The organism is Lysobacter firmicutimachus (assembly GCF_037027445.1).
In the GTDB taxonomy this organism is placed as follows: domain Bacteria; phylum Pseudomonadota; class Gammaproteobacteria; order Xanthomonadales; family Xanthomonadaceae; genus Lysobacter; species Lysobacter firmicutimachus.
Map to the genome: position 1 here is coordinate 4,617,400 of NZ_JBANDL010000002.1, position 23,952 is coordinate 4,641,351.

The window sequence follows — 23,952 nt, forward strand, 5'->3', positions numbered from 1 at the left end:
CTCACGCCGCTCCTACAAGAGGCGTTCGCCGCGACAGGGGGTAACCGAAGCGGCTCAGCCCTTGAAGCCGCCGCCGTCGAGGTAGGCCTGTTCGTCGGCGGTCGATTCGCGGCCGAGGGCGGCGTTGCGGTGCGGGAAGCGGCCGAAACGTTCGATCAGGTCCAGGTGCTGCTGCGCCCACCGCGCCGGATCGCTGCCGTCGGCGTTAGCCGGCAGGCGCCGATGCAGTTCCAGCGACAGGCGCTGGTCGGCCAGGTCCTCGGAGTGCTCGAACGGCAGATAGAAGAACGCGCGCAACGCCGGCTCGATGCGCTGGTCGTGACCGAGCGCCAGCGCGCGCCGGGCGTAGTGGCGCGCGAGCGGATCGGTCGCATAGGAGTGCGCGCTGCCGCGGAACACGTTGCGCGGGATCTGGTCGAGCAGGATCAGCAGCGCCAGCGCCGACTCGGCGTCGCGTTCGACCCAGTCGTCGTGCTCGCGGCGCGCGGCGGCGAAGTGGGCTTCGAGGAAACCGCTGCGGCATTGATGGTCGAACTGCTCGTCGCGGTCGAACCAGCGGCTCGGCCCGGCGTTGCGCCAGAAGGCGACGACGTCTTGTGCGGTGACGGACATGATTAACCTGAGATCGCGAAGACAGGGCCGCACCCTAGCACCGCCGCAACACCGTGTCGAAGCCAGCCGCTCTTGTAGGAGCGGCGTGAACCGCATCGCTGTTGTAGGAGCGGCGCAAGCCGGATTGCTCTTGTAGGAGCGGCGTGAGCCGCGACCACCGCAGCGGTGATCGAAAGCGCTACGGCCGAAGCCCGGTTGCCTGCGTCGTCTGTTGTCGCTACTGGTTGTCCGGGCTTCGGATGTTTCGCTCGCGTACACCACTGCGGTAGTCGCGGCTCACGCCGCTCCTACAGACAACCAGGGTTTACGCCGCCGCAGGCGGGCCCGCGTCGGGCGCTTCGCCGAGCTGGGTTTCCAGTTCGTTGATCCAGGCCGCGGTCAGGTTTTCCATGGTGACCGCGTGAATCAGCGGCTGCACGGCGCGCGAGGAGTACGACTGGGCGACGAAGCGCGCATGGCGCTCGCGGAATGCCAGCCAGGCCTGGTGGGTCTGCTCGAACGCCTCCCGGCTCTTGCCGTCGAGCTGGCCGCGCAAGCGTGCGACCACGCGTTCCAGCCGTGCCTGCTCGCGTTCCAGTTCGGCCAATGCGTGCCGGCTCATGTCGGCCTGACTGACGTTGGCATCGTCGCTGTCGCGCGCCAATGCCTCGGCCTTGCCGACGTAACGGTCGGCGATGCGCGCGGTGGTCTCGGCCTTGCCGATCAGGCGGCTTTCGAAGCGGCGCAGTTCCTCGACGCTGGTGTGGGCGCCGTCGAGTTCCTGCTTGAGCGCCAGCAGCTGCTTGCCGCGCTCGATCGCGTCGACCGTGCCGCGACGTTCGGCGATGCGCTGGATGAAGTAGAACGCCCAGGTCAGCAGGGCGCCGATGACGGTGAAGATGAGCTGTTCCATGACCTGTCCTCCGGCCGTGGAGCACAGTGTCGGCCGGGCAGGTCTCAGGCCGTGCGAGGCGGCGTGCGGGGCGTCCCAGAACCCTTAAAAACAAGGGATTTGAGATTGGCGGCAGGGGTGAACCGTTCAGCCGCGCCAGAACCGGGGAGCCCTCGCCCAACCCCTCTCCCGCGCGCGGGAGAGGGGGCTCGATGCGCGGCGGCGGCTTACTCGTCGAAGCGCAAATGCCGCACCGACTTGCCGTGGCGGCGGATCAGCTTCAGCGCTTCGATGCCCACGCTGATGTGGTTGTCGACGAAGCTGGCGCTGACCTTGGCGTCGGAGGCTTCGGTCTTGACCCCTTCCGGGATCATCGGCTGATCGGACACCAGCAACAGCGCGCCGCAGGGAATGCGGTTGGCGAAGCCGGCGGCGAACACGGTCGCGGTCTCCATGTCGATGGCCATGCAGCGCATCGCCCGCAGCCGTTCCTTGAAGGCTTCGTCGTGCTCCCAGACGCGGCGATTAGTGGTGTAGACCGTGCCCGTCCAGTAGTCGTGGCCGAGGTCGCGGATCGTGGTCGAGACCGCGCGCTGCAGGGCGAAGGCCGGCAGCGCCGGCACCTCCGGCAGCAGGTAGTCGTTGGAGGTGCCCTCGCCGCGGATCGCGGCGATCGGCAGCACCAGGTCGCCGAGCTGGTTCTTGCGCTTGAGGCCGCCGCACTTGCCCAGGAACAGGACCGCCTTGGGCATGATCGCCGACAGCAGGTCCATCATAGTCGCCGCGTTGGGACTGCCCATGCCGAAGTTGATCATGGTGATGCCGTCGGCGGTCGCGCTCGGCATCGGCCGGTCCAGGCCCACGACTTCGGCGCCCGTGAGACGGGCAAAGGTGTGCAGGTAGCCGCCGAAATTGGTCAGCAGGATGTGCTCGCCGAACTGGTCCAGCGGGACGCCGGTGTAGCGCGGCAGCCAGTTTTCGACGATCTGTTCTTTGTCTTTCACGTTCTTGGCCTTTTCTAGTTGTTGTCCGGCCATTGTGGCATGCCTATGACCTTCGTCAGGGTTGGCAGCGCCGATCGCCGCCGCTACGGTTCAAGGTCGCCCGCAATCCGTTTGAATTGCTCGCTTTTCCGGGGAAAATCATGCTTCGACCGCTCTTCGCCGGCTGCGCCCTGGCGCTGCTGGGCAGCGTCGCGCAGGCCGCGACGCCGGCGCCGGCCGCCTCGCGCTACACCCAGGACCCCTACCCCAGCACCTACCGCCCGCTCGCCTCCGGCCCGGTGCTGCTGCAGGGCGCTACGGTGCTGACCGGCACCGGCCAGCGCCTGGACCGCGCCGACGTGCTGCTGCGCGACGGCAAGATCGTCGCCGTCGGCAGCCACCTGGAGGCCCCGGCCGACGCGACCCGGGTCGCGGCCGAGGGCAAGTGGATCACCCCCGGTCTCATCGACGTGCACTCGCACCTGGGCGTCTACCCCAGCCCCGGCGTCGGCGCGCATTCCGACGGCAACGAGATGACCGGCCCGGTGACCCCGAACGTGTGGGCCGAGCATTCGATCTGGCCGCAGGACCCCGGCTTCGCCACCGCCCTGGCCGGCGGCGTCACCTCGCTGCAGATCCTGCCCGGCTCGGCCAACCTGATCGGCGGCCGCGGCGTGACCCTGAAGAACGTGCCGGCGGTGAGCTACCAGGCGATGAAATTCCCGGGCGCGCCCTGGGGCCTGAAGATGGCCTGCGGCGAAAACCCCAAGCGCGTCTACGGCGGCCGCAACACCTCGCCGGGCACGCGCATGGGCAACGTCGCCGGCTACCGCGCCGCCTTCATCGACGCCAGCGAATACCTGCGCAAGACCACGCCGAAGAACGCCGCGCCGCAGAAGAAGCGCTGGTGGCAGAGCAGCGCCAAGCCCAACGGCAACGGCGCCGACAGCGAGAAGGACACCGGCGGCAAGCGCGACCTCAAGCTCGACACCCTGGCCGGCGCGATCAAGGGCGACATCCGGGTCCACATCCACTGCTACCGCGCCGACGAGATGACCACCATGCTCGACCTGGCCAAGGAGTTCGGCTTCAAGGTCAGCGCCTTCCACCACGGCGTGGAGGCCTACAAGATCGCCGACCGGCTTGCCGCCGAAGGCGTGTGCGGCGCGCTGTGGGCCGACTGGTGGGGCTTCAAGATGGAGGCCTTCGACGGCATCCAGGAGAACATCGCCATCGTCGACCGCCCGGCCAACAGCTGCGCGATCGTGCATTCGGATTCGGAGGAAGGCATCCAGCGGCTCAACCAGGAAGCAGCCAAGGTGATCGCGCATGCGCGCCTGGCCGGGATCGAGATCGCGCCGGAACGCGCGATCCGCTGGCTGACCCAGAACCCGGCCAAGGCGCTGGGCATCGGCGAGCGCACCGGCACCCTGGAGCCGGGCAAGATGGCCGACGTGGTGGTCTGGAACGGGAACCCTTTCAGCGTCTACGCCAAGGCCGAACAGGTCTACGTCGACGGCGCGCGGATCTACGACCGCGCCGACCCGGCGCGCCAGCCCAAGTCCGACTTCATGCTCGGCCAACCCGCGACCCAGGGCGCGGCGACGACCGGAGGCCTGCGATGAACCGCGCCGCCGTCCGCCGCCGCGTTCTCGCCGCCGCCCTGCTGGCCGCCGCCAGCTTCGCCGCGCCGGCGCAGAACCTGCTGATCCGCAACGCCACAGTGCACACCGCCACCGCGCAGGGTTCGCTCGAACACGCCGACGTGCTGGTGTCGGGCGGGGTGGTCCGCGCGATCGGCAAGCGCCTGAGCGCGCCGGCCGGCGCCCAGGTGGTCGAGGCCGAAGGCCGGCCGCTGACCCCGACCCTGTTCGGCGGCATCACCGAACTGGGCCTGGAAGAGGTCTCCGGCGAGAAGTCGACCGTCGACCAGACCGTCGCGCTCGGCGCCGACACCAAGGAAATGACGGTGCGGCCGGAGTTCGACGTGACCCTGGCCTACAACCCCGACTCGGTGCTGATCCCGGTCGCGCGCATCGAAGGCATCGGCTGGACCCTGCTCGGCGCCGGCACCGCCGCCGGCGGCTCGATCGTCGCCGGCCAGGGCGGGGTCGAGCGCCTCGACGGCGGCCCCGACCCGATCGGGCCGCGCGCGCTGTTCGTGCGTCTGGGCAAGGACAGCCTCGGCCTCAGCGGCAGTTCGCGCGCGGCGCAATGGATGATTCTCGATCAGCTGATCGACGAGGCGCGCGGGCGCCTTCCGTCCGGCCACCACGCGGCCCTGCTGACCCCGGCCGGGCGCCAGGCCCTGCTCAAGTACCTCGACGGCGGCGGCCGCATCGTGTTCGGCGTCGACCGCGCCGCCGACATCCGCCAGCTGCTGCGCTGGTCGTCGCGGCACAAGCTGCGGATCGCCATCGCCGGCGGCGCCGAGGCCTGGCGCCTGGCGCCCCAGCTGGCCGCGGCGCAGGTGCCGGTGTTCGTCAATCCGCTGTCCAACCTGCCCAGCGACTTCGATCAGGTCGGCGCCAGCCTGGAGAACGCCGCGCGGCTGCGCGCGGCCGGGGTCGCGGTCGGTTTCAGCGAGGGCGGCGCCGCGCACAACGCGCGCAAGGTGCGCCAGTTGGCCGGCAATGCGGTCGCCGCCGGCCTGCCCTGGGCCGACGGCCTGGCCGGGCTGACCCGGGTACCGGCGGACACCTTCGGCGTCGCCGGCGACGTCGGCAGCATCGCCCCGGGCAAGCGCGCCGACCTGGTGCTGTGGAGCGGCGATCCGCTCGACGTCGCCCACGTCGCCCTGCAGGTGTGGATGGACGGCCGCGCGATCCCGATGCGCAGCCGTCAGACCGAACTGCGCGACCGCTACCTGCGCGCCGACAACGGCCTGCCGCGCGCCTATCCGGCGCCCGCGCGCTGACGGCTCCGCCGGCGCGTCCGCCTGCGGCGGGCGCGCGGCGCGGCGTATGCTGTCGACGGCCGTCGCCGCCTGACGCGCGACGGCCGACTCGACCCGCAACCCGGAGACGCCGCGATGACCCTGCCCACCCTGGAACTCAACTGGCTGGCGATCCTCGCCGCGACCGCATCTTCGTTCCTGCTCGGCGGGCTGTGGTACGGGCCCTTGTTCAAGAAGCAGTGGTGCCGCGCCGCCGGGATCGACCCGGACGCGCAGCCGCGCCACCCGGCGCTGATCTTCGCCACCGCGATCGTGTGCAGCTTCCTGGCCGCGCTGGTGTTCGCGGTGTTCCTGCCGCCGGCGGCCAACGCCGCCGACGGCTTCGGGGTCGGCTTCGTGGTCGGCCTGTTCTTCGTCTCGATGAGCTTCGGCATCAACTACGCCTTCGCCCAGCGCGGGCCGGTGCTGTGGATGATCGACAGCGGCTACCACATCCTCCAGTTCGCCCTGTACGGCCTGATCCTCGGGGCCTGGAAGTGAGCGCGGCGGCCGGCGAGCGGCGCTGGTTCTTCGATTTCATCTCGCCGTTCGCCTACCTTCACTGGCAGAAGCTGCGCCCGCGCCTGGCCGAGCTGGCGGTGGAGCCGGTGCCGATCGTGTTCGCCGCGGTGCTGCAGGCGCGCGGGCAGAAGGGGCCGGCGGAAATCCCGGGCAAGCGCGAATTCACCTACCGCCACACCCTGTGGCAGGCGCGCCGCGACGGGATCGAGCTGCGCTACCCGCCGGCGCATCCGTTCAATCCGATCGCGGCATTGCGCTTGTGCATCGCGGCAGGCGGCACGCCCGAGGCGGTCGATGCGATCTTCGACTGGATCTGGCGCCGCGGCCAGGCCGGCGACGGCGTCGAGGCGCTGCAGCCGGTGATCGACGCGCTCGGCATCGACCCGGCCGCGCTCGGCGCGGAGGCGACCAAGGCCGCGCTGCGCGCCAACACCGACGCGGCGATCGCGGCCGGTGTGTACGGCGTTCCTACGTTGAAGTTCGGAAGCGAGCTGTTCTGGGGCTGCGACGCGCACGAGTTCGCGCTTGACGCATTGCAGCATCCCGAGCTGCTTCACGATCCGGAGATGCAGCGTCTGACAAGGTTGCCCCTGGGCCAGCAGCGGCGCAGCTGAACCTCGCCCGCCAAGCGGCGCAAAGTCGATGCGTGATCGGCGCCACAAAAAGGTATGCTCGTAACATTCGATTGATGCCAGCCACGACCCGGGGGGGAACATGCGCATTGGAATCGTCGTCGACTCCGCTTGCGACCTGCCGCTGGAGTACCTGGAACGACACCACATCCATCTGTTGCCGATCACCGTGCGCATCGGCCAGGCCGTACTCGCCGACCACCGCAACGAGCAGGCGACCCTGCAGTTCCTGCACACCCACCTGGCCGAACGCGGCTTCGAGGCCGAGACCACACCGTACACGGTGCAGCAAGTGCGCGATCTGTTCGTCAGCCAACTGGCGATCGACTACGACTACGTGTTCTGCCTGACCATCACCAAGACCCGCAGTCCGATCTACGAGAACGCCAACCAGGCCAGCTTCGCGATCCTCAACGACTACAAGCCGGTGCGCAGCGCCGCCGGCATCCACACCCCGTTCGCCCTGCGCGTCATCGATACCCTGAACCTGTTCGCCGCCCAGGGCGTGACCGCGGTCGAGGCGGCGCGGCTGCGCGACGCGGGCGAGGGCGCGCCGAAGATCCGTGCCCGGCTCGAATACCTGGCCCTGCACACCCACGGCTATCTGATTCCGCGCGACCTCAACTACCTGCGCGCGCGCACCCGGGTGCGCGGCGACCGCAGCGTCAGTTTCCTCAGCGCCGCGCTCGGCAGCGCCCTGGACATCAAGCCGGTGCTGCATTGCAACCGCGGCGAGACCGGCCCGGTGGCCAAGATCAAGGGCTACGACCAGGCGGCGCAGAAACTGTTCGAATTCGCCGCGCGCAAGGCCGCCGGCGGCCTGGCCACGCCGACGATGTGCGTGAGCTACGGCGGCGAACTGGCCGAGCTGCACGCCTTGCCCGGTTACGACCGCCTGCGCGCGGCCTGCGCCGAGAACAACGTCGAGTTGTTCGAAAGCGTGATGAGCCTGACCGGCATGGTCAACGTCGGCAAGGGCGCGCTGGCGCTGGGCTTCGCCGCGGAGCAGGCGCAGTTCGAGGGCTGACGGCCGGGATTCGGGATTCGGGATTCGGGATTCGGGATTCGGGATTCGGGATTCGGGATTCGGGATTCGGGATTCGGGAAAAGGCTAAAACGGGCGTCTCGCTTTGGTGCTCGTCTTCTGCTCGTCATCCCCGCGAAGACGGGAATCCAAGTTCCATCGCGGCAAGCATTCGGCCACAGCGAACTGTCGCCGGCCGCCGTTCAAGCGCCGAACAACCCGAGTACCCGCCGGACATCGACGCCACCGTCCGCGCCGACGCCCAGGAAGCGATCGGCCTGCCAACGTTGCGTGGCCAACGCCTGTTTCGCCACGGGACGGCTCCACGGCGGATACACCCGGATCGCCCGCTTTCCGCCGAGCCCCTGTTCGGACATGACGTCGCGATCGATCAGGGTGGCGCGGTCGAAGACGAACTGCCCGCGCCGGCCGGCCTCCGCCACCCAGACCACCACGAAATCCACCGCGTCGCCGGCGTCCAACGGCGCGATCGGCCCATCGGGCGACGAACGTTTCCACATCGTCACGAACTGTCCGATCTTCTTCGGTGTGACCCGGGCTTCGCGAAACACCACGGAACGGCCCTCCAGACCGAGCCTGCAGGCGCCGTATTCGCTTCCCTCGAGTTCGCGCACCGGCGCAGCGCTCGTCTGCATGCCTGCCGCAGCGTAGACATGCCGCAGCGAGAAGATCAGGCCTTCCGGCAGATTGCTATCGCACATCCTTACGCTCGAATCCCCGCTCGATTGCATCGCGGCGTCCAGGGTAACAACCGATGTTCGGCCCGGCCAGGCACAGTTTCGGCAAGCCGCCGCGACGCCCGTCCTCGACAACCGGGCCAACGCAAGCGTTGGCCATTTCCATGCAACCGCGCTCGAACGCCACCGCCCCGACATCGCCGCGGGAATCAGGCGAGCGCCATGCCGCGCCGCAGTGGCGACGGCCCCGGACCACCGCGGCAGCGCAATAGCCGGTATCCACGCACGACAGGCATCGCAAGCCGTCGCCCGATGGCATTGCTATGCCTCGGCCACGACTTCCAGCCCAGGCCCCGGCACCGAGGCAGCGGTTAGGCTCGACCCCTAGCCCGTTCCCAGGTAGCCGCTCGATGCCCCGTCTCCATCTGCTCGCCCTCGCCCTGGCCAGCGCGTTCGCCGCGCCGGCGCTCGCCCAGACCCCGCCCCAACCCGCGCCGCAGGACAAGCAGCAAGGCGACACACCCGCCGCCCAGCTCGAGCAGGATGCGCTCAAACCGGCCGGCACCGATCCGGCGCGCGCGCCGGCGCAGACCGCCAAGGGCGCGAGCAAGCCCGGCGCTGCGGCCGACGACAAGAAATGGGACGTCACCGCCGCCCACGGCCCGACCAAGGCGGTGCGCTTCGACACCGACGAAGGCACCTGGATCGACCTCGACGTCTCGCCCGACGGCCGCGAAATCGCCTTCTCCCTGCTCGGCGACATCTACCTGCTGCCGATCGGCGGCGGCCAGGCGCGACGCATCAGCGGCGGCCCGGCCTGGGACGTGCAGCCGCGCTTCTCGCCGGACGGCCGCGAGATCGCCTTCACGTCCGACCGCGGCGGCGGCAATAACCTGTGGCGCATGCGCGCCGACGGCAGCCAGCCGACCCAGGTGACCAAGGAAGACTTCCGCCTGCTCAACAACCCGGCCTGGACGCCCGACGGCCAGTTCCTGATCGGCCGCAAGCACTTCACCGGCGAGCGCTCGCTCGGCGCCGGCGAGCTGTGGATCTATCACGCCGCCGGCGGCGGCGGCGGCCTGCAACTGACCAAACAGAAGAACGACCAGCAGGACCTGGGCGAGCCGGCGGTGTCGCCGGACGGCCGCTACGTCTATTACTCCGAAGACGTCACCCCGGGCCCGAGCTTCCAGTACAACAAGAACCCGCACGACACCATCTACGCAATCAAGCGCCTGGACCGCCAGACCGGCAAGAGCGACACCCTGATCGACACCGCCGGCGGCGCGGTGCGGCCGCAGCCCTCGCCGGACGGCAAGTCGCTGGCTTTCGTCAAACGCGTGCGCGATAAATCGGTGCTGCACGTGTTCGACCTCGCCAGCGGCGAAGCGCGCCCGGTCTGGGACGGCCTGTCGCACGACATGCAGGAAGCCTGGGCGATCTTCGGCCCCTACGCCAACTTCGACTGGACTCCGGATTCCAAGGCGGTGGTGATCTGGGCCCAGGGCAAGCTGTGGCGGGTCGCGATCGGCGACGGCAAACCGCAGCCGATCCCGTTCACCGCCGCGGTCGAGCAGACCGTGACCGCGCCGCTGCGCTTCGAGCAGACCCTCGAAGAAGGCCGTTTCGCGCCGAAGATGATCCGCGACGTCGCCACCAGCGCCGACGGCAAGACCTTGGTGTTCCACGCGGTCGGTCAGTTGTGGCGCAAGCGCCTGCCCGACGGAAAGCCCGAGCGCCTGACCGGCAACGACAACCTCTACGAATACCAGCCCAGCTTCAGCGCCGACGGCAGCAAGCTGCTGTACACGACCTGGTCGGACGATGCGCTGAGCGCGATCTACGTCGCCTCGGCCGGCGGTGGCGGCGGCAAGCGCCTGACCCAGGAGAAGGGCTTCTACTACGGCCCGCGCTTCTCGCCGGACGGCAAGCGCATCGTCTACGCCAAGAGCGGCGGCGGCGGGCTCACCGGCAGCCTGTGGTCGGTCGACCGCGGCATCTACGTGATGAACGCCGACGGCGGCAAGCCGGTGCGCGTCGCCGACAGCGGCGAGGCGCCGCAGTTCAGCGCCGACGGCACGCGCGTGTTCTACCTGACCGGCGGCGGACTGAAGAAGAAGCTGATGTCGGTCGGCCTGCACGGCGAAGAGCCGCGCGAAGTCTACAGCCTGAAGTACGTCGACTCGGTCAGCCTGAGCCCAGACGGCAAGTGGGTGGCTTTCACCGAGCTGTTCAATGCCTACGTCGCGCCGCTGATGACCGGCGGCACCGGTCCGGTCGAGCTCAGCCGCGACAGCAAGGCGATGCCGGTGACCCAGGTCAGCGCCGATGTCGGCAGCTATCTGCACTGGGCCGCCGATTCCAAGTCGCTGCACTGGATGGTCGGCGACCGCTACCACTCGCGCCCGCTCAACCAGGCCTTCGGCTTCCTGCCGGGCGCGCCGGCGACCCTGCCCAAGCCGTCGGCCGACGAGGCCGGGGTCCGGGTCGGGCTGGAGCTGCCGGTGTACGCGGCGCAGGACACGGTCGCCTTCACCCATGCCCGGGTGGTGACCATGCGCAACTCCGAGACCGAGCAGGAAGTGATCGAGGACGGCACCGTGGTGGTGCGCGGCGATCGCATCGTCGCGGTCGGGCCCAGCGGCTCGGTCGCGGTGCCGGCCGGCGCGCGCAGCATCGACGCCCGCGGCAAGACCATTCTGCCGGGCTATGTCGACGTGCACGCGCATGCCGCGCATTTCGGCCAGGGCGTGGTGCCGCAGCAGAACTGGGCCTACTACACCAACCTCGCGTTCGGCATCACCACCATGCACGACCCCTCGGCCACCACCGAGTTCGTGTTCTCCGAAGCCGAGCTGCTCAAGGCCGGCAAGATGGTCGGCCCGCGCGTGTTCTCGACCGGTACGATCCTGTACGGCGCCGACGGCGACTTCAAGGCGGTGGTCAACTCGATCGACGACGCCCGCAGCCACCTGCGCCGGATGAAGGCCAACGGCGCGTTCTCGGTCAAGAGCTACAACCAGCCGCGACGCGAACAGCACCAGCAGATCAACCAGGCCGCGCGCGAGCTGGGCATGCTGGTGGTCGAGGAAGGCGGCTCGACCCTCAACCACAATCTGCCGATGATCCTCGACGGCGTCACCGGCATCGAGCACAACCTCCCGGTCGCGCCGCTGTACAAGGACGTGCTGGAACTGTGGCGGCAGACCGACGTGCGCAACACCCCGACCCTGGTGGTCAGCTACGGCGGCCTGTCCGGCGAGTACTGGTGGTATGCGCGCGACAACGTATGGGAGGACAAGAAGCTCAACCGCTTCTTCCCGCGCGAAACCCTGGACGCCCGCTCGATCCGGCGCGAGACCGCGCCGGACTGGGACTACTGGCACGTCCAGGTCGCCAAGTCGGTGAAGAAGCTGCGCGACGCCGGGGTCAAGATCCAGATCGGCGGCCACGGCCAGTTGCAGGGCCTGTCGGCCAACTGGGAGATCTGGATGCTGCCGCAGGGCGGTTTCAGCAATTTCGAAGCGCTGCGCGCAGCGACCATCGACGGCGCCGACTACCTCGGCCTGTCCAAGCAGCTGGGCTCGCTGGAAGCCGGCAAGAAGGCCGACCTGGTGGTGCTCAACAGCAATCCGCTGGAGAACATCCGCTCGACCATCGACACCCGCTACGTGATGGTCGACGGCCGATTGTTCGACGTCGACGCCGACATGGCCGAACTCGGCAACCGCGGCGAAAAGGCGCCGAACTTCTATTGGCAGCGCCACCGCGACGGCCAGACCTTCGGCCTGGAGTACGGCCCGACTTCGGTCTGCCATTGCCCCAAGGGTCACGGCGTGCATTCGGCGCACGACCACGACGACGAGTGACGCGGCGTGCGGCCCGTCGCCGTTGCGACGGGCCGCACAGCGCGAGCGGGCGGCGAGCATGAACGCCGCCCCTCGCCCGGCCCCGGAGCGCGGGCGCGTTCACGGCGGACAGAGGCCGGCGCGCTTACCCTGAGCGCCTCGTTCAAGCAGAGAGCGCGCATGGCCACCCGCTACTACCTCACCCTGCCCGACGGCGAACGCGCCCGCGGCAGCGACGCCGCGCTGTCGTTCCGCGCGGTCAGCGCCGAAGGCTTCGCCGAAGAGCTGCAGGCCGCGCTGCGCGGCGACGGCTTGTTCGAACGCTGGCGCGCCAAGCAGCCCGATCCGGACGAGGTCGACCCCAGCCTCGGCGCCACCGATCCGGCGGCGACCGTGCACGGCGAGCAACGCGATCTGCGCATCGATCTGATCGCCACCACCGCGCTGTCGGGCACGATCATCAAGCACCGGCTGCGCCTGCTGGCAGGCAGCGGGTGGGAGTTGCGGGACGTTACCGCGGCCTGAGCGCCGCGGGCAGCGGGTCGAGCGCAGCCAGCGAGAGCGGCTCGCCGCTCTCGCGATTCGTCCCGACGCCGTCGCGCGCCGCACGGGTGCGACGCGGGCGGCCCGCTCTCAGCCGCGCAGCGCCGCGGCGTGGTGCGCGATGTGCTCGCCGATGAAGCTGGCGATGAAGTAGTAGCTGTGATCGTAACCGGAGCGGATCCGCAGCTGCAGCGGGTGGCCGGCGACTTCGCAGGCGATGCGCAGCAGCTCGGGCTTGAGCTGCGGCACCAGGAACTCGTCGGCGTCGCCCTGGTCGATCAACAAGGGCAGGCGTTCGCGCGCGCCTGCGACCAGCGCGGTCGCGTCCCAGGCTTTCCAGGCTTCGCGGTCGTCGCCGAGATAGGCGCTGAAAGCCTTCTCGCCCCACGGGCTTTGCGACGGCGCGGCGATCGGCGAGAACGCCGATACGCTGCGGTAGCGGCCCGGGTTCTTCAACGCGATGGTCAGCGCGCCGTGGCCGCCCATCGAATGGCCGCTGATGCCGCGTGCGCTGCCGGTCGGGAAATGCGCGTCGACCAGCGCCGGCAACTCCTCGACCACATAGTCGTACATGCGGAAGTGGCCGGCCCACTTCGGCCGGGTCGCGTTGAGGTAGAACCCGGCGCCCTGGCCGAGGTCGTAGCCCTCCGCATCCGGCACGCCGTCGCCGCGCGGACTGGTGTCCGGCGCGACCAGAATCAACCCGTGCTCGGCGGCGTAGCGCTGCGCGCCGGCCTTGGTGATGAAGTTCTGCTCGGTGCAGGTCAGCCCGGACAGCCAGTACAGCACCGGACAGTCTTCGCGCTCGGCCTGCGGCGGCAAGTAGACGCCGAAGCGCATCGTGCAGCCGAGCGTGGTCGCGGTATGCGACCAGACTTCCTGGCGTCCGCCGTGGCAGGCGTGGGATTCGATTCGTTCCATGTCGGGGCTCTCAGCGCAGCGTGGATCCGTTCGGGTTGATCGCCAGTTCGTCCACACGCTGCGGGTAGAACGGCTTCTTGTGTTCCATGTCGTAAAACAGCAGGCCGTGCAGGCCCATCGCTTCGCGCTTGGGCACGCGGTTGCGCCACAGGCGCTCGAACACCGGCTCGAGCGCGCGCGGCGGATGCCGCGCCAGAACCTCGTCGATGAAGGCCACGTTCTGGCCCGGCGGATACAACAGATCGAAGTCCGCGTCCTCGACGGCGAACACGTCGTAGGTGCAGTTGATCGCACTGTCGACGACCTGGACGTACTTCATCGCCGTCTCAGTAGTGGATCACGGTCCGGATCGACTTGCCCTCGTGCATCAGATCGAAGGCCTCGTTGATGCGTTCCAGCGGCAGCGTGTGGGTGATGAAGGGGTCCAGGTCGATCTCGCCCTTCATCGCCTGCTCGACCATGCCCGGCAGCTGGGTGCGGCCCTTGACCCCGCCGAAGGCCGAGCCGCGCCAGACCCGGCCGGTGACCAACTGGAACGGGCGAGTGCGGATTTCCTGGCCGGCGCCGGCGACGCCGATGATGACCGACTCGCCCCAGCCCTTGTGGCAGCACTCCAGCGCCGAGCGCATGACCTCGACGTTGCCGATGCATTCGAAGCTGAAATCGACGCCGCCGTCGGTCATCTCGACCAGCACGTCCTGGATCGGACGCGCGTGGTCCTTGGGATTGACGCAGTCGGTCGCGCCCATCGCCTTGGCCAGTTCGAACTTGCCCGGGTTGGTATCGACGCCGATGATGCGCCCGGCCCTGGCCTGCACCGCGCCCTGGATCACCGCCAGGCCGATGCCGCCGAGGCCGAACACCGCGACCGTGTCGCCCGGCTGCACCTTGGCGGTGTTGTGCACCGCGCCGATGCCGGTGGTGACGCCGCAGCCGAGCAGGCAGACCTTCTCCAGCGGCGCGGCGGGGTTGACCACCGCCAGCGAGACTTCGGCCACCACCGTGTACTCGCTGAAGGTGCTGCAGCCCATATAGTGGTGGATCGGCTGGCCGTTGTAGCTGAAGCGGCTGGTGCCGTCCGGCATCAGGCCGCGGCCCTGGGTCGCGCGCACCGCCTGGCACAGATTGGTCTTGCCCGACAGGCAGAACTTGCACTGGCGGCATTCGGCCGTGTACAGCGGGATCACGTGATCGCCCGGCTTGACGCTGGTCACGCCCTCACCGACCTCGACCACCACGCCGCCGCCTTCGTGGCCGAGCACGGCGGGGAACAAACCTTCCGGGTCGTCGCCGCTGAGGGTGAACGCATCGGTGTGGCACACGCCGGTGGCGGCGATGCGCACCAGCACTTCGCCGGCCTGCGGCGGCTGGACGTCGATCTCGACGATCTGCAGGGGCTGGCCGGCGGCGAAAGCGACGGCGGCGCGGCTCTTGATGACCCGGCTCATGGGCGATGTCTCCTGGTGGTGGCGTCCCGGGAAGGGAAACAAGGACGAACGTGGAACGGATCTGATCCGACGCGGTGCGCGGCCGCGACGAGGCTATTTCGAATACGGTTTCATTTCAGGTACGAGCGCACCAGCGCGGCGATCTCGTCGATGCTGGCGTTGCGGCCGCGGTCGGCCACGGCTTGGCCGAGTTCCTCGCGGATATGGCTTTCCAGCACCTCCGACATCAGCCCATTGATCGCGCCGCGGATCGCCGCGATCTGCTGCAGCACCGCCGCGCAGTCGCTGCCGGCCTCGAGCGCGCGCTCCAGGGCCTCGGTCTGGCCCTTGATCCGGCGCACCCGGGTCAGGACGCGTTTTTTCTCTTCCGGCGAATGCGGCATGGCGGCGGGCTCCGGGATGCGATCGTATCCTATACCCCCCTATAGTATCAGAAAGACGGGGTCGGGGATTGGAGATTGGGGATTCGCGGGCAAGAACCGCTTTGAAGGTCAGAGCGGCGCGAACCGGCAAGGACGATGCGCTCGTCCGGACGCGCGCGTCTGTAGCAGCGGCGTAAGCCGCGACCACCGAAGCGGTGTTCGCAAGCACGGCGGCCGAAGCGCGCGCGCAGCGGTCGATCGTCGCCAGCGCTGGCGGAAGACGGGTTTGGGAAGGGGGCGAGGGATTTAACCGCTTCGGCGGTCGCGGCTCGCGCCGCTCCTACCCCAATGCCGAGCGACCCGCTTTGCGAATCTCCAATCCCAAATCCCCAATCCCGGCTTCACCCCGTGTTCTGCACGCCCGCCGCGATGCCGTTGACCGTCGCCACCAAGGCCTGCTGCAGGATGTCGTCGGGACGACCGGCGGCGCGCCAGCGCGCCAACAGGTCGACTTGCAGCAGGCTGATCGGGTCGACGTAGGGGTTGCGCAGGCGGATCGACTGGCGCAGGCGATGATCGCCGGCCAGCAGTTCGTCGCTGCCCTTGATCGCCAGCACCGCGCGACGGGTGCGTTCGAACTCCTCGGCAATGCCCGGATGGAAACGCGCGTGCAGATCGCCTTCGGGCAGGTCGCGGGCGAGCATCGAGTAGCGTTCGAAGATCGCCGGGTCGGATTTGGCCAGGACCATTTCCAGATCGTCGATCAGGGTGCCGAAGAACATCCAGTCGCGCGCCATTTCCGCCAACGCGTCGCGGCCATGATCGCGCAGGGCACGCTCGAGCGCGGTGCCGACGCCGTACCAGGCGGTCAGCCCGGCGCGGTTCTGCGACCAGGCGAACACCCACGGAATCGCGCGCAGCGAACCGATGTCGCCGGCGCCGGCGCGCTTGGCCGGGCGCGAGCCGATGCGCAGGCGCTCGATCACGTCGATCGGGGTGGCGGCGCGGAAATACGCCGGGAACAGCTCGTCGTCGTGCACCAGCGCACGGTAATGCGCGCGCGCGGCGGCGGCCAGCTCCGCGGCCAGCGCGCGCCAGCCGTCGCCGCGCGGTTCCGGCGGACGCGGGCGCAGGGTCGCGCGCAGCACCGCGCCGGTGGTCTGCTCCAGGTTGCGCAGCGCCAGCGCGCGGATGCCGTACTTGCGATGGATCACTTCGCCCTGCTCGGTCAGGCGCAGATAGCCGTCGACCGAGCCGCGCGGCGCGGCGATCACCGCGCGCTCGGTCTTGCCGCCGCCGCGGCTGATCGAGCCGCCGCGGCCGTGGAAGAAGGCGATGCGCACGCCGCTTTCGGTGGCCAGCGCGGTCAGCGCGCTCTGGGTGCGGTGCAGCGCCCAGCGCGAGGCCAGCATGCCGCCGTCCTTGGCGCTGTCGGAATAGCCCAGCATCACCACCTGGCGATTGCCGCGCAGGCGCAGGTGGTCGCGATACACCGGGTCGGCGAACAAGGCGCGCAAGGTGTCGGCGGCGGCGTCGAGGTCGTCGACGGTTTCGAACAGCGGCGCGACGTCGAGCGGCACCCGGCCGTCGCGCTCGGCGCAGCCGGCGGTCTTGGCCAGGGCCAGCACCGCCAGCGCATCGGCCGCGCTGCGGCTCATGCTGACGATGTAGGGACCGAAGGCGCGCTCGCCGTAGCGCGGGCGCAGGCGGGCCACGGCGCGGAACACGTCCAGGGTCGGTTGCGCGGCGGCGGCGGCGCTGCGCGGAGCCGGCGCCTCGCCGTCGAGCACGCCGTGCAGGCGCGCGGCACGCGCGGCGACGTCGAGCGCGGCCCAGTCCGGTTCGTCGAGCAGCGCGGCCAGTGCGGCGTCGTGGGTGGCCGAATCCTGGCGCAGGTCCAGGCTGGCGAGATGGAAGCCGAAGCATTCGGCGCGGCGACGCAGGCGGCGCACGGCGAAGCCGCCGGCGTGCGCGCCCTGGTGCGCGGCCAGGCTGCGCTCGATCAGGGCGATGTCGGCCAGGAATGCGGCGGCATCGGGATAGCCGTGCACGCTCTCGTCGAGCGTGGCCTGCAGCCGCGCCGACATCAGGTTGAGCAGGTTGCGGTAGGGCATGTCGGCATGGCGCGGCCTGAGCAGCGCGGCGGCCTTGGGCAGCTGATAGCGATAGTCCTCGACCCGCGCCAGCACCGCGTCGTCGACCCGCACCCGGCTGACCGACTGGCTGAGCAATTCGGCCAGCGCCCCCAGCTCGCGCCGGTAAGCGTTGAGCACCAGCGCGCGCTGCCCGGCCAGGGTGGCGGCGATGGTGTCCGCGCCGACGTTGGGGTTGCCGTCCATGTCGCCGCCGACCCAGGTGCCGAAGCCGAGCACGTCGGGCAAGGACGCGCCGGCGCCGTAGGTTTCGCGCAGGGCCTCCTCGAACATCTCGTAGAACACCGGCAGCACCCGGTACAGCACCTCAGACAGATAGAAACCGACGTGCTCGAACTCGTCGGCGACGCTGGGCTTGACCGCCGGCGCCTCGGCGGTCTGCCAGCTCGCGGTCAGGGCCAGGCGGATGCGCTCGCGGTCGGCGCGGCGCTCGGCCGGAGTGCGGCCGCGGTCGATGTCATCGACCAGACAGGAGACGATGGTGCGCTCTTTCTCCAGCAGCGCGCGCCGCACCGCTTCGGTCGGGTGGGCGGTGAACACCGGCTCGATCCGCAGCCGCGCCAGCAGCGCGACCACTTCTTCGGCGCTGACGCCCTGGCGCGCCAGGGCGCCGAGCGCATCGCGCAGGCCGCCGGGCTGGGCGCCGGCGCCGCTGCGTTCGTAGTCGCGGCGGCGGCGAATGCGGTGCACACGTTCGGCCAGGTTGACCGCCTGGAAATAGGTCGCAAACGCCCGCACCAGATCGCCGGCCTGTTCCGGATCGGTGTCGGCCAAGGCATCGGCCAACGCGCCGATCGGCGCCTGCGCTTCGCGGCGACGGATCGCGGCGCGGCGCAGGCGCTCGACGGCGTCGAGGAAGTCCTGCCCGCGCTGTTCGGCGAGAATCTCACCGACCAATGCGCCCAGCGTTTTGACGTCGTCGCGCAGCAAGGCGTCGGTGGAAGCGAAGTCTACGGCGCGCAACGGTTCGTCGCTGGTATCGAGAAGGGCATTCATCCTTCAAGGCTACAACACCTGTGCGAGACGAATCCAAGTCACGGGCGCGGCATTGCGCGCCGCAGGCGATCGTTTCCGTTGCAACTTTTTCACCGTCGCGCGTCGGCGACGCGCGAGACCTGTCGCGTCCGTCACTTAGCGTTGCGACGGCGGCTACCTGCGCGGCTTAGGACGTTTGCTACTGAGCATATGCGGCGACCCGCGTCGCACACCGGCCGCGCCACGGCGCACGCGGCCACGCCGCGATGCGGTCGCGATCGGCGGTGTGCCGTACGCCGCCCGCATCGCGCGACTCACGGCGACGGCGGCGCCTCGTCGTCGCGCAACAAGACCGTGACCCATTCGCGCAGACGCTCCAGCCGGGCGCTGCCGTGCGCCTCCGGCAACCAGGCCAGATACACCCGCCGCACCGGCGGCGGCTGCGGACACGGCAGCGGCACCAGTGCGCCGCGCGCCAGCGGCTCGGCGATCAGCCGCGGATACAACAGCGCGACGCCCTGCCCGGCCAGCGCCGCGCTCAGCGCCGGCAACGGCGAGGACAGGCCCAGATGCGGCAGCGGCCAGTGCGCCGGGTCGTCGCCGAACCACTGCGGCCAATCCTCGCGCCAGCCTTCGCTGGTCACGTGCAGCAGGCGCGCGCCGGGCGCGCGATCCAGCCACCAGCGCTCCCGGTCCAGCCGCGCGGCCAGCGCCGGCGCCGCCACCGGCTGCAGCGCCTGTTCGAACAGCAACTCGCCGCGCAGTCCCAGCGCGAGCGGATCGCGATGCATCAACAAGGCATGCACGCGTCCCTGGGCCAGATCGTCGGCATTGGCCGGGCAGAACAGTTGCACCTCGGCGCCGGCGCGGGCGGCGAACTCGTCCAGGCGCGGCAACAGCAGGCTGACGCTGAGGCTGGTCGGCGCGCCCAGCAACCAGCGCCGGCTCTCGTCGCCACGCGCGCGCAGGCGTGCGGTGGCCGCTTCGATGCGCTCGAAGCCGTCGATCAAGGCTTCGCCGTACTCGCGCCCGAGCGGCGTCGGCCGCGCCCGACCGCCGCTGCGGTCGAGCAAGCGCAGGCCGAAGGCCTCTTCCAGGTGCTGGACGTGCTGGCTCAACGCGGCATGGCTCAGGTGCAGGCGCTCGGCGGCGCGGCGCATGCCGCCGTAGCGCACCACCGCGGCGAAGGCCTGCAGGGCACGCAGCGCCGGCAGGCGTCGCGGGGGCGGATCGCTGATGGTCATGAAAACTTACCGCCTGGCTCGGATTTCGAGATTTTTACACGGACAGGAGCGACCTAGATTTACCACATGCCCGCCCACCCTTCCGTTGCCGCCCGCCCCCTGCTCCTGCGCGCCGGCCTGATGGCCGCCGCCTCGGTCTGCCTGGCCGTGCTCGGCCTGCTGACCCGCTACACCGTCGGCTTGCCGCCCGAACTGGTGATCTGGGCGCGCTTCTTCCTGCCCGGCCTGGCCCTGGTCGCGCTGGCCGGACGCGACGACTGGCGTGCGGTGGTCTCTTTCGCCGACCGACCGGCCTGGGTGCGCGCGGTCTGCGTGGTGATCTCGCAGGGCTGCTTCGTCTACGCCGCGATCCACGGCGATCTGCTGCAGGCGGTGCTGCTGTACAACACCGGCCCCTTGTTCATTCCGCTGATCGCCTGGGCCTGGCTCGGCGAGCGCCTGCGCGGGCCGGCGCTGGGCGGCCTGGCGATCGGCTTCTGCGGCGTGGCGGCGGTGCTCGATCCCGGCGCCCGCGGACTGGACCGGCTGGCCGCGTTGTCGCTGTGCGGCGGTTTCGCCATGGCCGCCTCGCAGGTGCTGTTCTACCGCAGCGCGCAGCATCAGCCGCCGTTCCGCAACCAGTTCAAGCTGTACCTGCAGGCCTCGCTGGTAGCGCTGCCGCTGGCGGCCTGGGGTGCGACGCGGATCGACCCGGCCGCGCTGGCGGCGCAGCCGGCCTGGATGCTGGTCGCAGCGCTGCTCGGCATGTCGCTGTGCAGCCTCGGCAGCCAGTCGCTGCGCGACCTCGCTTATCGCGGCCTCGGCAACGCCTCCACCCTGGCGCCGCTGATGTATGTGGCGGTGCCGGTCGGGGCGGCGCTGGACGGATGGCTGTTCGGTCGCATCGCCGGCGCGTCGACCTGGTTCGGCGCGGCGCTGATCGTCGTTGGAGCGGCGATCGCGCTGCGCCGTGCCGCCGCGCCGTCGGACATGGAAACCAGGGCATCGCAGAGCGGCGCTCGTGGCCTGTCGCATTTCTAGGCGCATTCGTGCCGTTGCTGCGGCGACGGACGGCGGGGCGCGACGCTGGCGCCGGACGCAGAGAATGCCGACACTGAGGCCAGGAACTCACTCGGCCAGGGAATACCAATGCCGTACTTGGGAATGGGCGTGCACGTCGTCGTCGCCCTGTACTTCGCCGTCCACGCGGTGCGCAGCGGCCAGGACCGCTACTGGCTGATGGTGCTTTTCATGTTCCCGCTGCTCGGCAGCGTGGTCTACGCGTTCGCGGTGTGGTTGCCGGAACAACGCCACAGTCGCCACGGCCGCGCCCTGGCCGGCAACGTGCGCCGCCTGCTCGACCCCGATCGCGCCCTGCGCGAAGCGCAGGACGCCTTCGATACCGCCGCGACCACCGAACACCGCCTGCGGCTGGCCGATGCCCTGCTCGACGCCGGACGCGCCGGCGACGCGCTGGCGCACTACCGCGGCGCGCTCAGCGGCATCCATCGCGACGATCCGGACATTCAGGTGCGCCTGGCGCGCGCCCTGCTCGAAAGCGGCGAGGCGGCGCAGGCGCGGCAATTGCTCGACGTGCTGATCGCCAGGCGTCCCGATTACCGCTCCGCCGACGGGCATCTGATCTACGCGCGCGCGGTCGCGGCGACCGGCGACCGGGCCAAGGCGCGCGAAGAGTTCGACGCACTGACCGGCTACAGCAGCGGCTTCCAGGCCCATGCGCATTACGCGCAATGCCTGGCCGACTGGGGCGAAAACGGCCGCGCGCGCGAGTTGTGCGCGCAGACGCTGGCGCGCGCGCAACGCTTGCCGGCCCATGTGCGCCGTCTGCACAAGCCCGAACTCGACCGATTGCGCGCGCTCGACAAGCGGCTGACCGCCTGCTGAGTGCCGCGCCTGGACGCGGCGTCCACGCCGGACCGGCTATCACGGTCGCGTCAAGCGAACGCCGGCGCTGGCCGCGCGCCTCCGGAGCCCTGCCCATGAATACCGCCCTGATCGTGATCGATCTGATCAACGACATCGTCCACCCCGACGGCGAGCTCGCCCGCGCCGCCGAGGCGGTGCGCGAAAGCGGACTGATCGCGCGCTGCAATCGCCTGAGCGCGCGCGCCCGCGCCGCCGGCGCGACGGTGGCGATGGTGCGGGTGGCGTTCGCGCCGGATTACTCCGACCTGCCGCGGCATTCGCCGCTGTTCGGCCGCGCGGCCGAACTCGGCGCCCTGCGCGACGGCGACTGGGGCACCCGCTTGCATGACGGCCTGCTGGTCGGCCCGCGCGACTGGATCGTGACCAAGCCGCGGGTCAGCGCGCTGTTCGACACCGACCTGGAAGCGCGTCTGCATGCGGCGGCGATCCGCCGCGTGACGATCTGCGGGGTCAGTACCGAGACCGGCGTGCAGACCACCGCGCGCGATGCGCACGATCGCGACTTCGAGGTGACCGTGGTCGGCGACCTGTGCGCCAGCGCCGATCCGCAGCGGCGCCGCGCGGCGCTGGAGATGCTGACGACGGTGGCGACGATCGCCGACGCCGAACAGGTCGATTTCGGCGCCTGAACCAGCGGCGCGGGCCGCGGCGAAGCGGCCGCCTGCGCTCAGTAGGCGAAATCCTTGAACACCGGATCGACGCTGCCGCCCCAGGCGCCGTGGAACAGTTCCAGCTTGCGCTCGGCCGGGCTCTTGCCCATGGCCACGAACTCGGCCAGCGGCTCCAGATAGATCGATTCATCGGCGCCGTGCTGGTTCAGGCGCGCGCGCCGCTTGAGGCCGTGGGCGGAGATCTCCAGCGCGCGCCGCGCCAGATCCAGCACCTTGCCGTCGCGGAACGGCAGGTGGAACCCGTGCCGGGGCACGCCGTCGCGCAGCGCGTGGCGTTCGGCCGGGGTGAAGTCCAGCACCAGGTCCCAGGCCGCGTCGAGCGCCTCGGCGTCGTACAACAGGCCGACCCAGAACGCCGACAGCGCGCAGATCCGGTTCCACGGACCGGAATCGGCGCCGCGCATCTCCAGGTACTTCTTCAAACGCACTTCCGGGAACGCGGTGGTGGTGTGGTCGGCCCAATCCTTCAGGGTCGGACGCCGGTCCGGATAGGCCGGCAGCTTGCCCTCGAGGTAGTCGCGGAACGACTGGCCGCTGGCGTCGATGTAGCGGCCGTCGCGGTAGACGAAGTACATCGGCACGTCGAGCAGGTAATCGACGTAGCGCTCGTAGCCGAAGCCGTCCTCGAACACGAAATCGAGCAGGCCGGTGCGGTCCGGGTCGGTATCGGTCCAGATGTGCGATCGATAGGACAGATAGCCGTTGGGCTTGCCTTCGGTGAACGGCGAATCGGCGAACAGCGCGGTCGCGATCGGCTGCAACGCCAGCGAGACGCGGAATTTCTTGACCATGTCCGCCTCGTCGCGCACGTCGAGGTTGACCTGCACGGTGCTGGTGCGGGTCATCATGTCCAGGCCGAGGTTGCCGACCTTGGGCATGTACTCGCGCATGATCTTGTAGCGGCCCTTGGGCATCCACGGCATCTCGTCGCGGCGCCACTTGGGCTGGAAACCCATGCCGAGGAAGCCCAGGCCCATCGGCTCGGCGACGGTGCGCACTTCGCGCAGGTGGGTCGCCGCTTCGACGCAGGTGTCGTGCAGGGTGTCCAGCGGCGCGCCGGACAGCTCCAGCTGGCCGGCCGGCTCCAGCGAGACCGAGGCCTGGCCGCGGCTGAGCGCGATCACCCGGCCGTTCTCCTCCACCGGGGTCCAGCCGAACTGCACCAGTCCCTTGAGCAACGCCTCGATGCCGCGCTCGCCGTCGAAGGTCGGCGGGCGCAAGTCGTCGGTGCGGAAACCGAATTTCTCGTGTTCGGTGCCGATCTTCCAGTCCGACTCCGGGCGCGCGCCCGAGGCCAGGTACTCGATCAGCATGTCGCGGCCGCCGGCCTTGACGTCGGGAATCTCGATTTCCTTGACCTGGCTGGGACCGGACACATCCACCTCGCTTGATTCTGTTCGGCAAGGCGGGATGCCCTGCTCGCGCGTCGCTGCGCGGAAACCGGCGACCGTCGGTACGGGGCCGGCTGCGGCCGGCCCCCGGCGTACGACGGCCGGCCGGTTGCGTGCCACCTTGCACGCTTTCCGGGTCTGGATATGCGGCGGCTCGCCTACAATCGCAAGACCCCGGCAGTGTAGACCCCGC

21 protein-coding genes are annotated in these 23,952 nt (G+C 70.0%); 10 read left to right on the top strand and 11 right to left on the bottom strand.

The window, feature by feature from the left end:
• Window positions 1-54 precede the first annotated feature (54 nt).
• From V2J18_RS20015 to V2J18_RS20025, 3 genes are all read right to left on the bottom strand, one after another.
• Entirely contained in the window at window positions 55-612 is a 558-nt protein-coding gene (locus V2J18_RS20015; protein ID WP_064746654.1) for a DUF924 family protein, read from the bottom strand.
• Window positions 613-916: 304 nt separating this feature from the next.
• Complete coding sequence (locus tag V2J18_RS20020; RefSeq protein ID WP_336132691.1) at window positions 917-1,504, bottom strand: lysozyme inhibitor LprI family protein; 588 nt, start codon at window positions 1,502-1,504, stop codon at window positions 917-919.
• Window positions 1,505-1,710: 206 nt separating this feature from the next.
• Window positions 1,711-2,487 carry an AMP nucleosidase gene (locus V2J18_RS20025; protein WP_064746684.1) on the bottom strand — a complete coding sequence of 259 codons (777 nt, stop codon included), beginning with the start codon at window positions 2,485-2,487 and terminating at the stop codon, window positions 1,711-1,713.
• A 140-nt stretch (window positions 2,488-2,627) separates the two neighbouring features.
• On the opposite strand from V2J18_RS20025, the gene V2J18_RS20030 reads away from it, so the two are divergent.
• The 5 genes from V2J18_RS20030 to V2J18_RS20050 all read left to right on the top strand — a co-directional run bounded on the left by V2J18_RS20030 (window position 2,628) and on the right by V2J18_RS20050 (window position 7,582).
• Entirely contained in the window at window positions 2,628-4,091 is a 1,464-nt protein-coding gene (locus V2J18_RS20030; protein WP_336132692.1) for an amidohydrolase, read from the top strand.
• Entirely contained in the window at window positions 4,088-5,383 is a 1,296-nt protein-coding gene (locus V2J18_RS20035; protein ID WP_336132693.1) for an amidohydrolase family protein, read from the top strand. The genes V2J18_RS20030 and V2J18_RS20035 overlap by 4 nt, the downstream gene beginning before the upstream one ends.
• Before the next feature lie 114 nt (window positions 5,384-5,497).
• Window positions 5,498-5,902 (top strand): DUF1761 domain-containing protein, encoded by a 405-nt coding sequence (locus V2J18_RS20040; RefSeq protein ID WP_064746658.1) that lies wholly within the window; start codon window positions 5,498-5,500, stop codon window positions 5,900-5,902.
• Window positions 5,899-6,537: a 2-hydroxychromene-2-carboxylate isomerase gene (locus V2J18_RS20045; protein ID WP_064746659.1), complete on the top strand. Its 639-nt coding sequence runs from the start codon at window positions 5,899-5,901 to the stop codon at window positions 6,535-6,537. Before V2J18_RS20040 ends, V2J18_RS20045 begins: the two co-directional genes overlap by 4 nt.
• Window positions 6,538-6,637: 100 nt before the next feature.
• On the top strand, window positions 6,638-7,582 hold the full coding sequence (locus V2J18_RS20050; protein ID WP_336132694.1) for a DegV family protein: 945 nt from the start codon (window positions 6,638-6,640) through the stop codon (window positions 7,580-7,582).
• A 200-nt stretch (window positions 7,583-7,782) separates the two neighbouring features.
• Here the strand turns inward: V2J18_RS20050 and V2J18_RS20055 are convergent, their stop codons facing one another.
• Window positions 7,783-8,301, bottom strand: coding sequence for a MepB family protein (locus V2J18_RS20055; RefSeq protein WP_336132695.1), 519 nt, complete (start codon window positions 8,299-8,301; stop codon window positions 7,783-7,785).
• A 386-nt stretch (window positions 8,302-8,687) separates the two neighbouring features.
• On the opposite strand from V2J18_RS20055, the gene V2J18_RS20060 reads away from it, so the two are divergent.
• Window positions 8,688-12,146, top strand: a complete 3,459-nt coding sequence (locus tag V2J18_RS20060) for an amidohydrolase family protein (RefSeq protein WP_336132696.1) — start codon at window positions 8,688-8,690, stop codon at window positions 12,144-12,146.
• A gap of 159 nt (window positions 12,147-12,305) precedes the next feature.
• Entirely contained in the window at window positions 12,306-12,650 is a 345-nt protein-coding gene (locus tag V2J18_RS20065; protein ID WP_336132697.1) for a hypothetical protein, read from the top strand.
• A gap of 108 nt (window positions 12,651-12,758) precedes the next feature.
• Here the strand turns inward: V2J18_RS20065 and fghA are convergent, their stop codons facing one another.
• The 6 genes from fghA to V2J18_RS20095 form a co-directional block, all read right to left on the bottom strand.
• Entirely contained in the window at window positions 12,759-13,589 is an 831-nt protein-coding gene (gene fghA / locus V2J18_RS20070; protein WP_336132698.1) for an S-formylglutathione hydrolase, read from the bottom strand.
• A gap of 10 nt (window positions 13,590-13,599) precedes the next feature.
• On the bottom strand, window positions 13,600-13,908 hold the full coding sequence (locus V2J18_RS20075; protein WP_064746664.1) for a hypothetical protein: 309 nt from the start codon (window positions 13,906-13,908) through the stop codon (window positions 13,600-13,602).
• 7 nt (window positions 13,909-13,915) lie between these two features.
• Entirely contained in the window at window positions 13,916-15,025 is a 1,110-nt protein-coding gene (locus V2J18_RS20080) for an S-(hydroxymethyl)glutathione dehydrogenase/class III alcohol dehydrogenase (RefSeq protein ID WP_064746685.1), read from the bottom strand.
• Between the two features lie 122 nt (window positions 15,026-15,147).
• Complete coding sequence (gene frmR, locus V2J18_RS20085; protein WP_064746665.1) at window positions 15,148-15,420, bottom strand: formaldehyde-responsive transcriptional repressor FrmR; 273 nt, start codon at window positions 15,418-15,420, stop codon at window positions 15,148-15,150.
• Between the two features lie 380 nt (window positions 15,421-15,800).
• The gene (gene ppc / locus V2J18_RS20090; RefSeq protein ID WP_336132699.1) at window positions 15,801-18,548 is read right to left on the bottom strand and encodes a phosphoenolpyruvate carboxylase; all 2,748 of its coding nucleotides are present in this window, start codon (window positions 18,546-18,548) and stop codon (window positions 15,801-15,803) included.
• 293 nt (window positions 18,549-18,841) lie between these two features.
• Window positions 18,842-19,771, bottom strand: a complete 930-nt coding sequence (locus V2J18_RS20095; RefSeq protein WP_064746667.1) for a LysR family transcriptional regulator — start codon at window positions 19,769-19,771, stop codon at window positions 18,842-18,844.
• A gap of 66 nt (window positions 19,772-19,837) precedes the next feature.
• Here V2J18_RS20095 and V2J18_RS20100 point away from each other — a divergent pair, with 66 nt between their 5' ends.
• From V2J18_RS20100 to V2J18_RS20110, 3 genes are all read left to right on the top strand, one after another.
• A complete protein-coding gene (locus V2J18_RS20100; protein WP_064746668.1) occupies window positions 19,838-20,791 on the top strand; it encodes a DMT family transporter in 954 nt (317 codons plus the stop codon).
• 108 nt (window positions 20,792-20,899) lie between these two features.
• A complete protein-coding gene (locus tag V2J18_RS20105) occupies window positions 20,900-21,655 on the top strand; it encodes a tetratricopeptide repeat protein (RefSeq protein ID WP_075574986.1) in 756 nt (251 codons plus the stop codon).
• A 95-nt stretch (window positions 21,656-21,750) separates the two neighbouring features.
• A complete protein-coding gene (locus tag V2J18_RS20110; protein ID WP_064746670.1) occupies window positions 21,751-22,326 on the top strand; it encodes a cysteine hydrolase family protein in 576 nt (191 codons plus the stop codon).
• Window positions 22,327-22,364: 38 nt separating this feature from the next.
• On the opposite strand, the gene V2J18_RS20115 is transcribed toward V2J18_RS20110, so the two are convergent.
• Window positions 22,365-23,744 carry a glutamate--cysteine ligase gene (locus V2J18_RS20115; protein ID WP_064746686.1) on the bottom strand — a complete coding sequence of 460 codons (1,380 nt, stop codon included), beginning with the start codon at window positions 23,742-23,744 and terminating at the stop codon, window positions 22,365-22,367.
• Window positions 23,745-23,952: the final 208 nt, after the last annotated feature.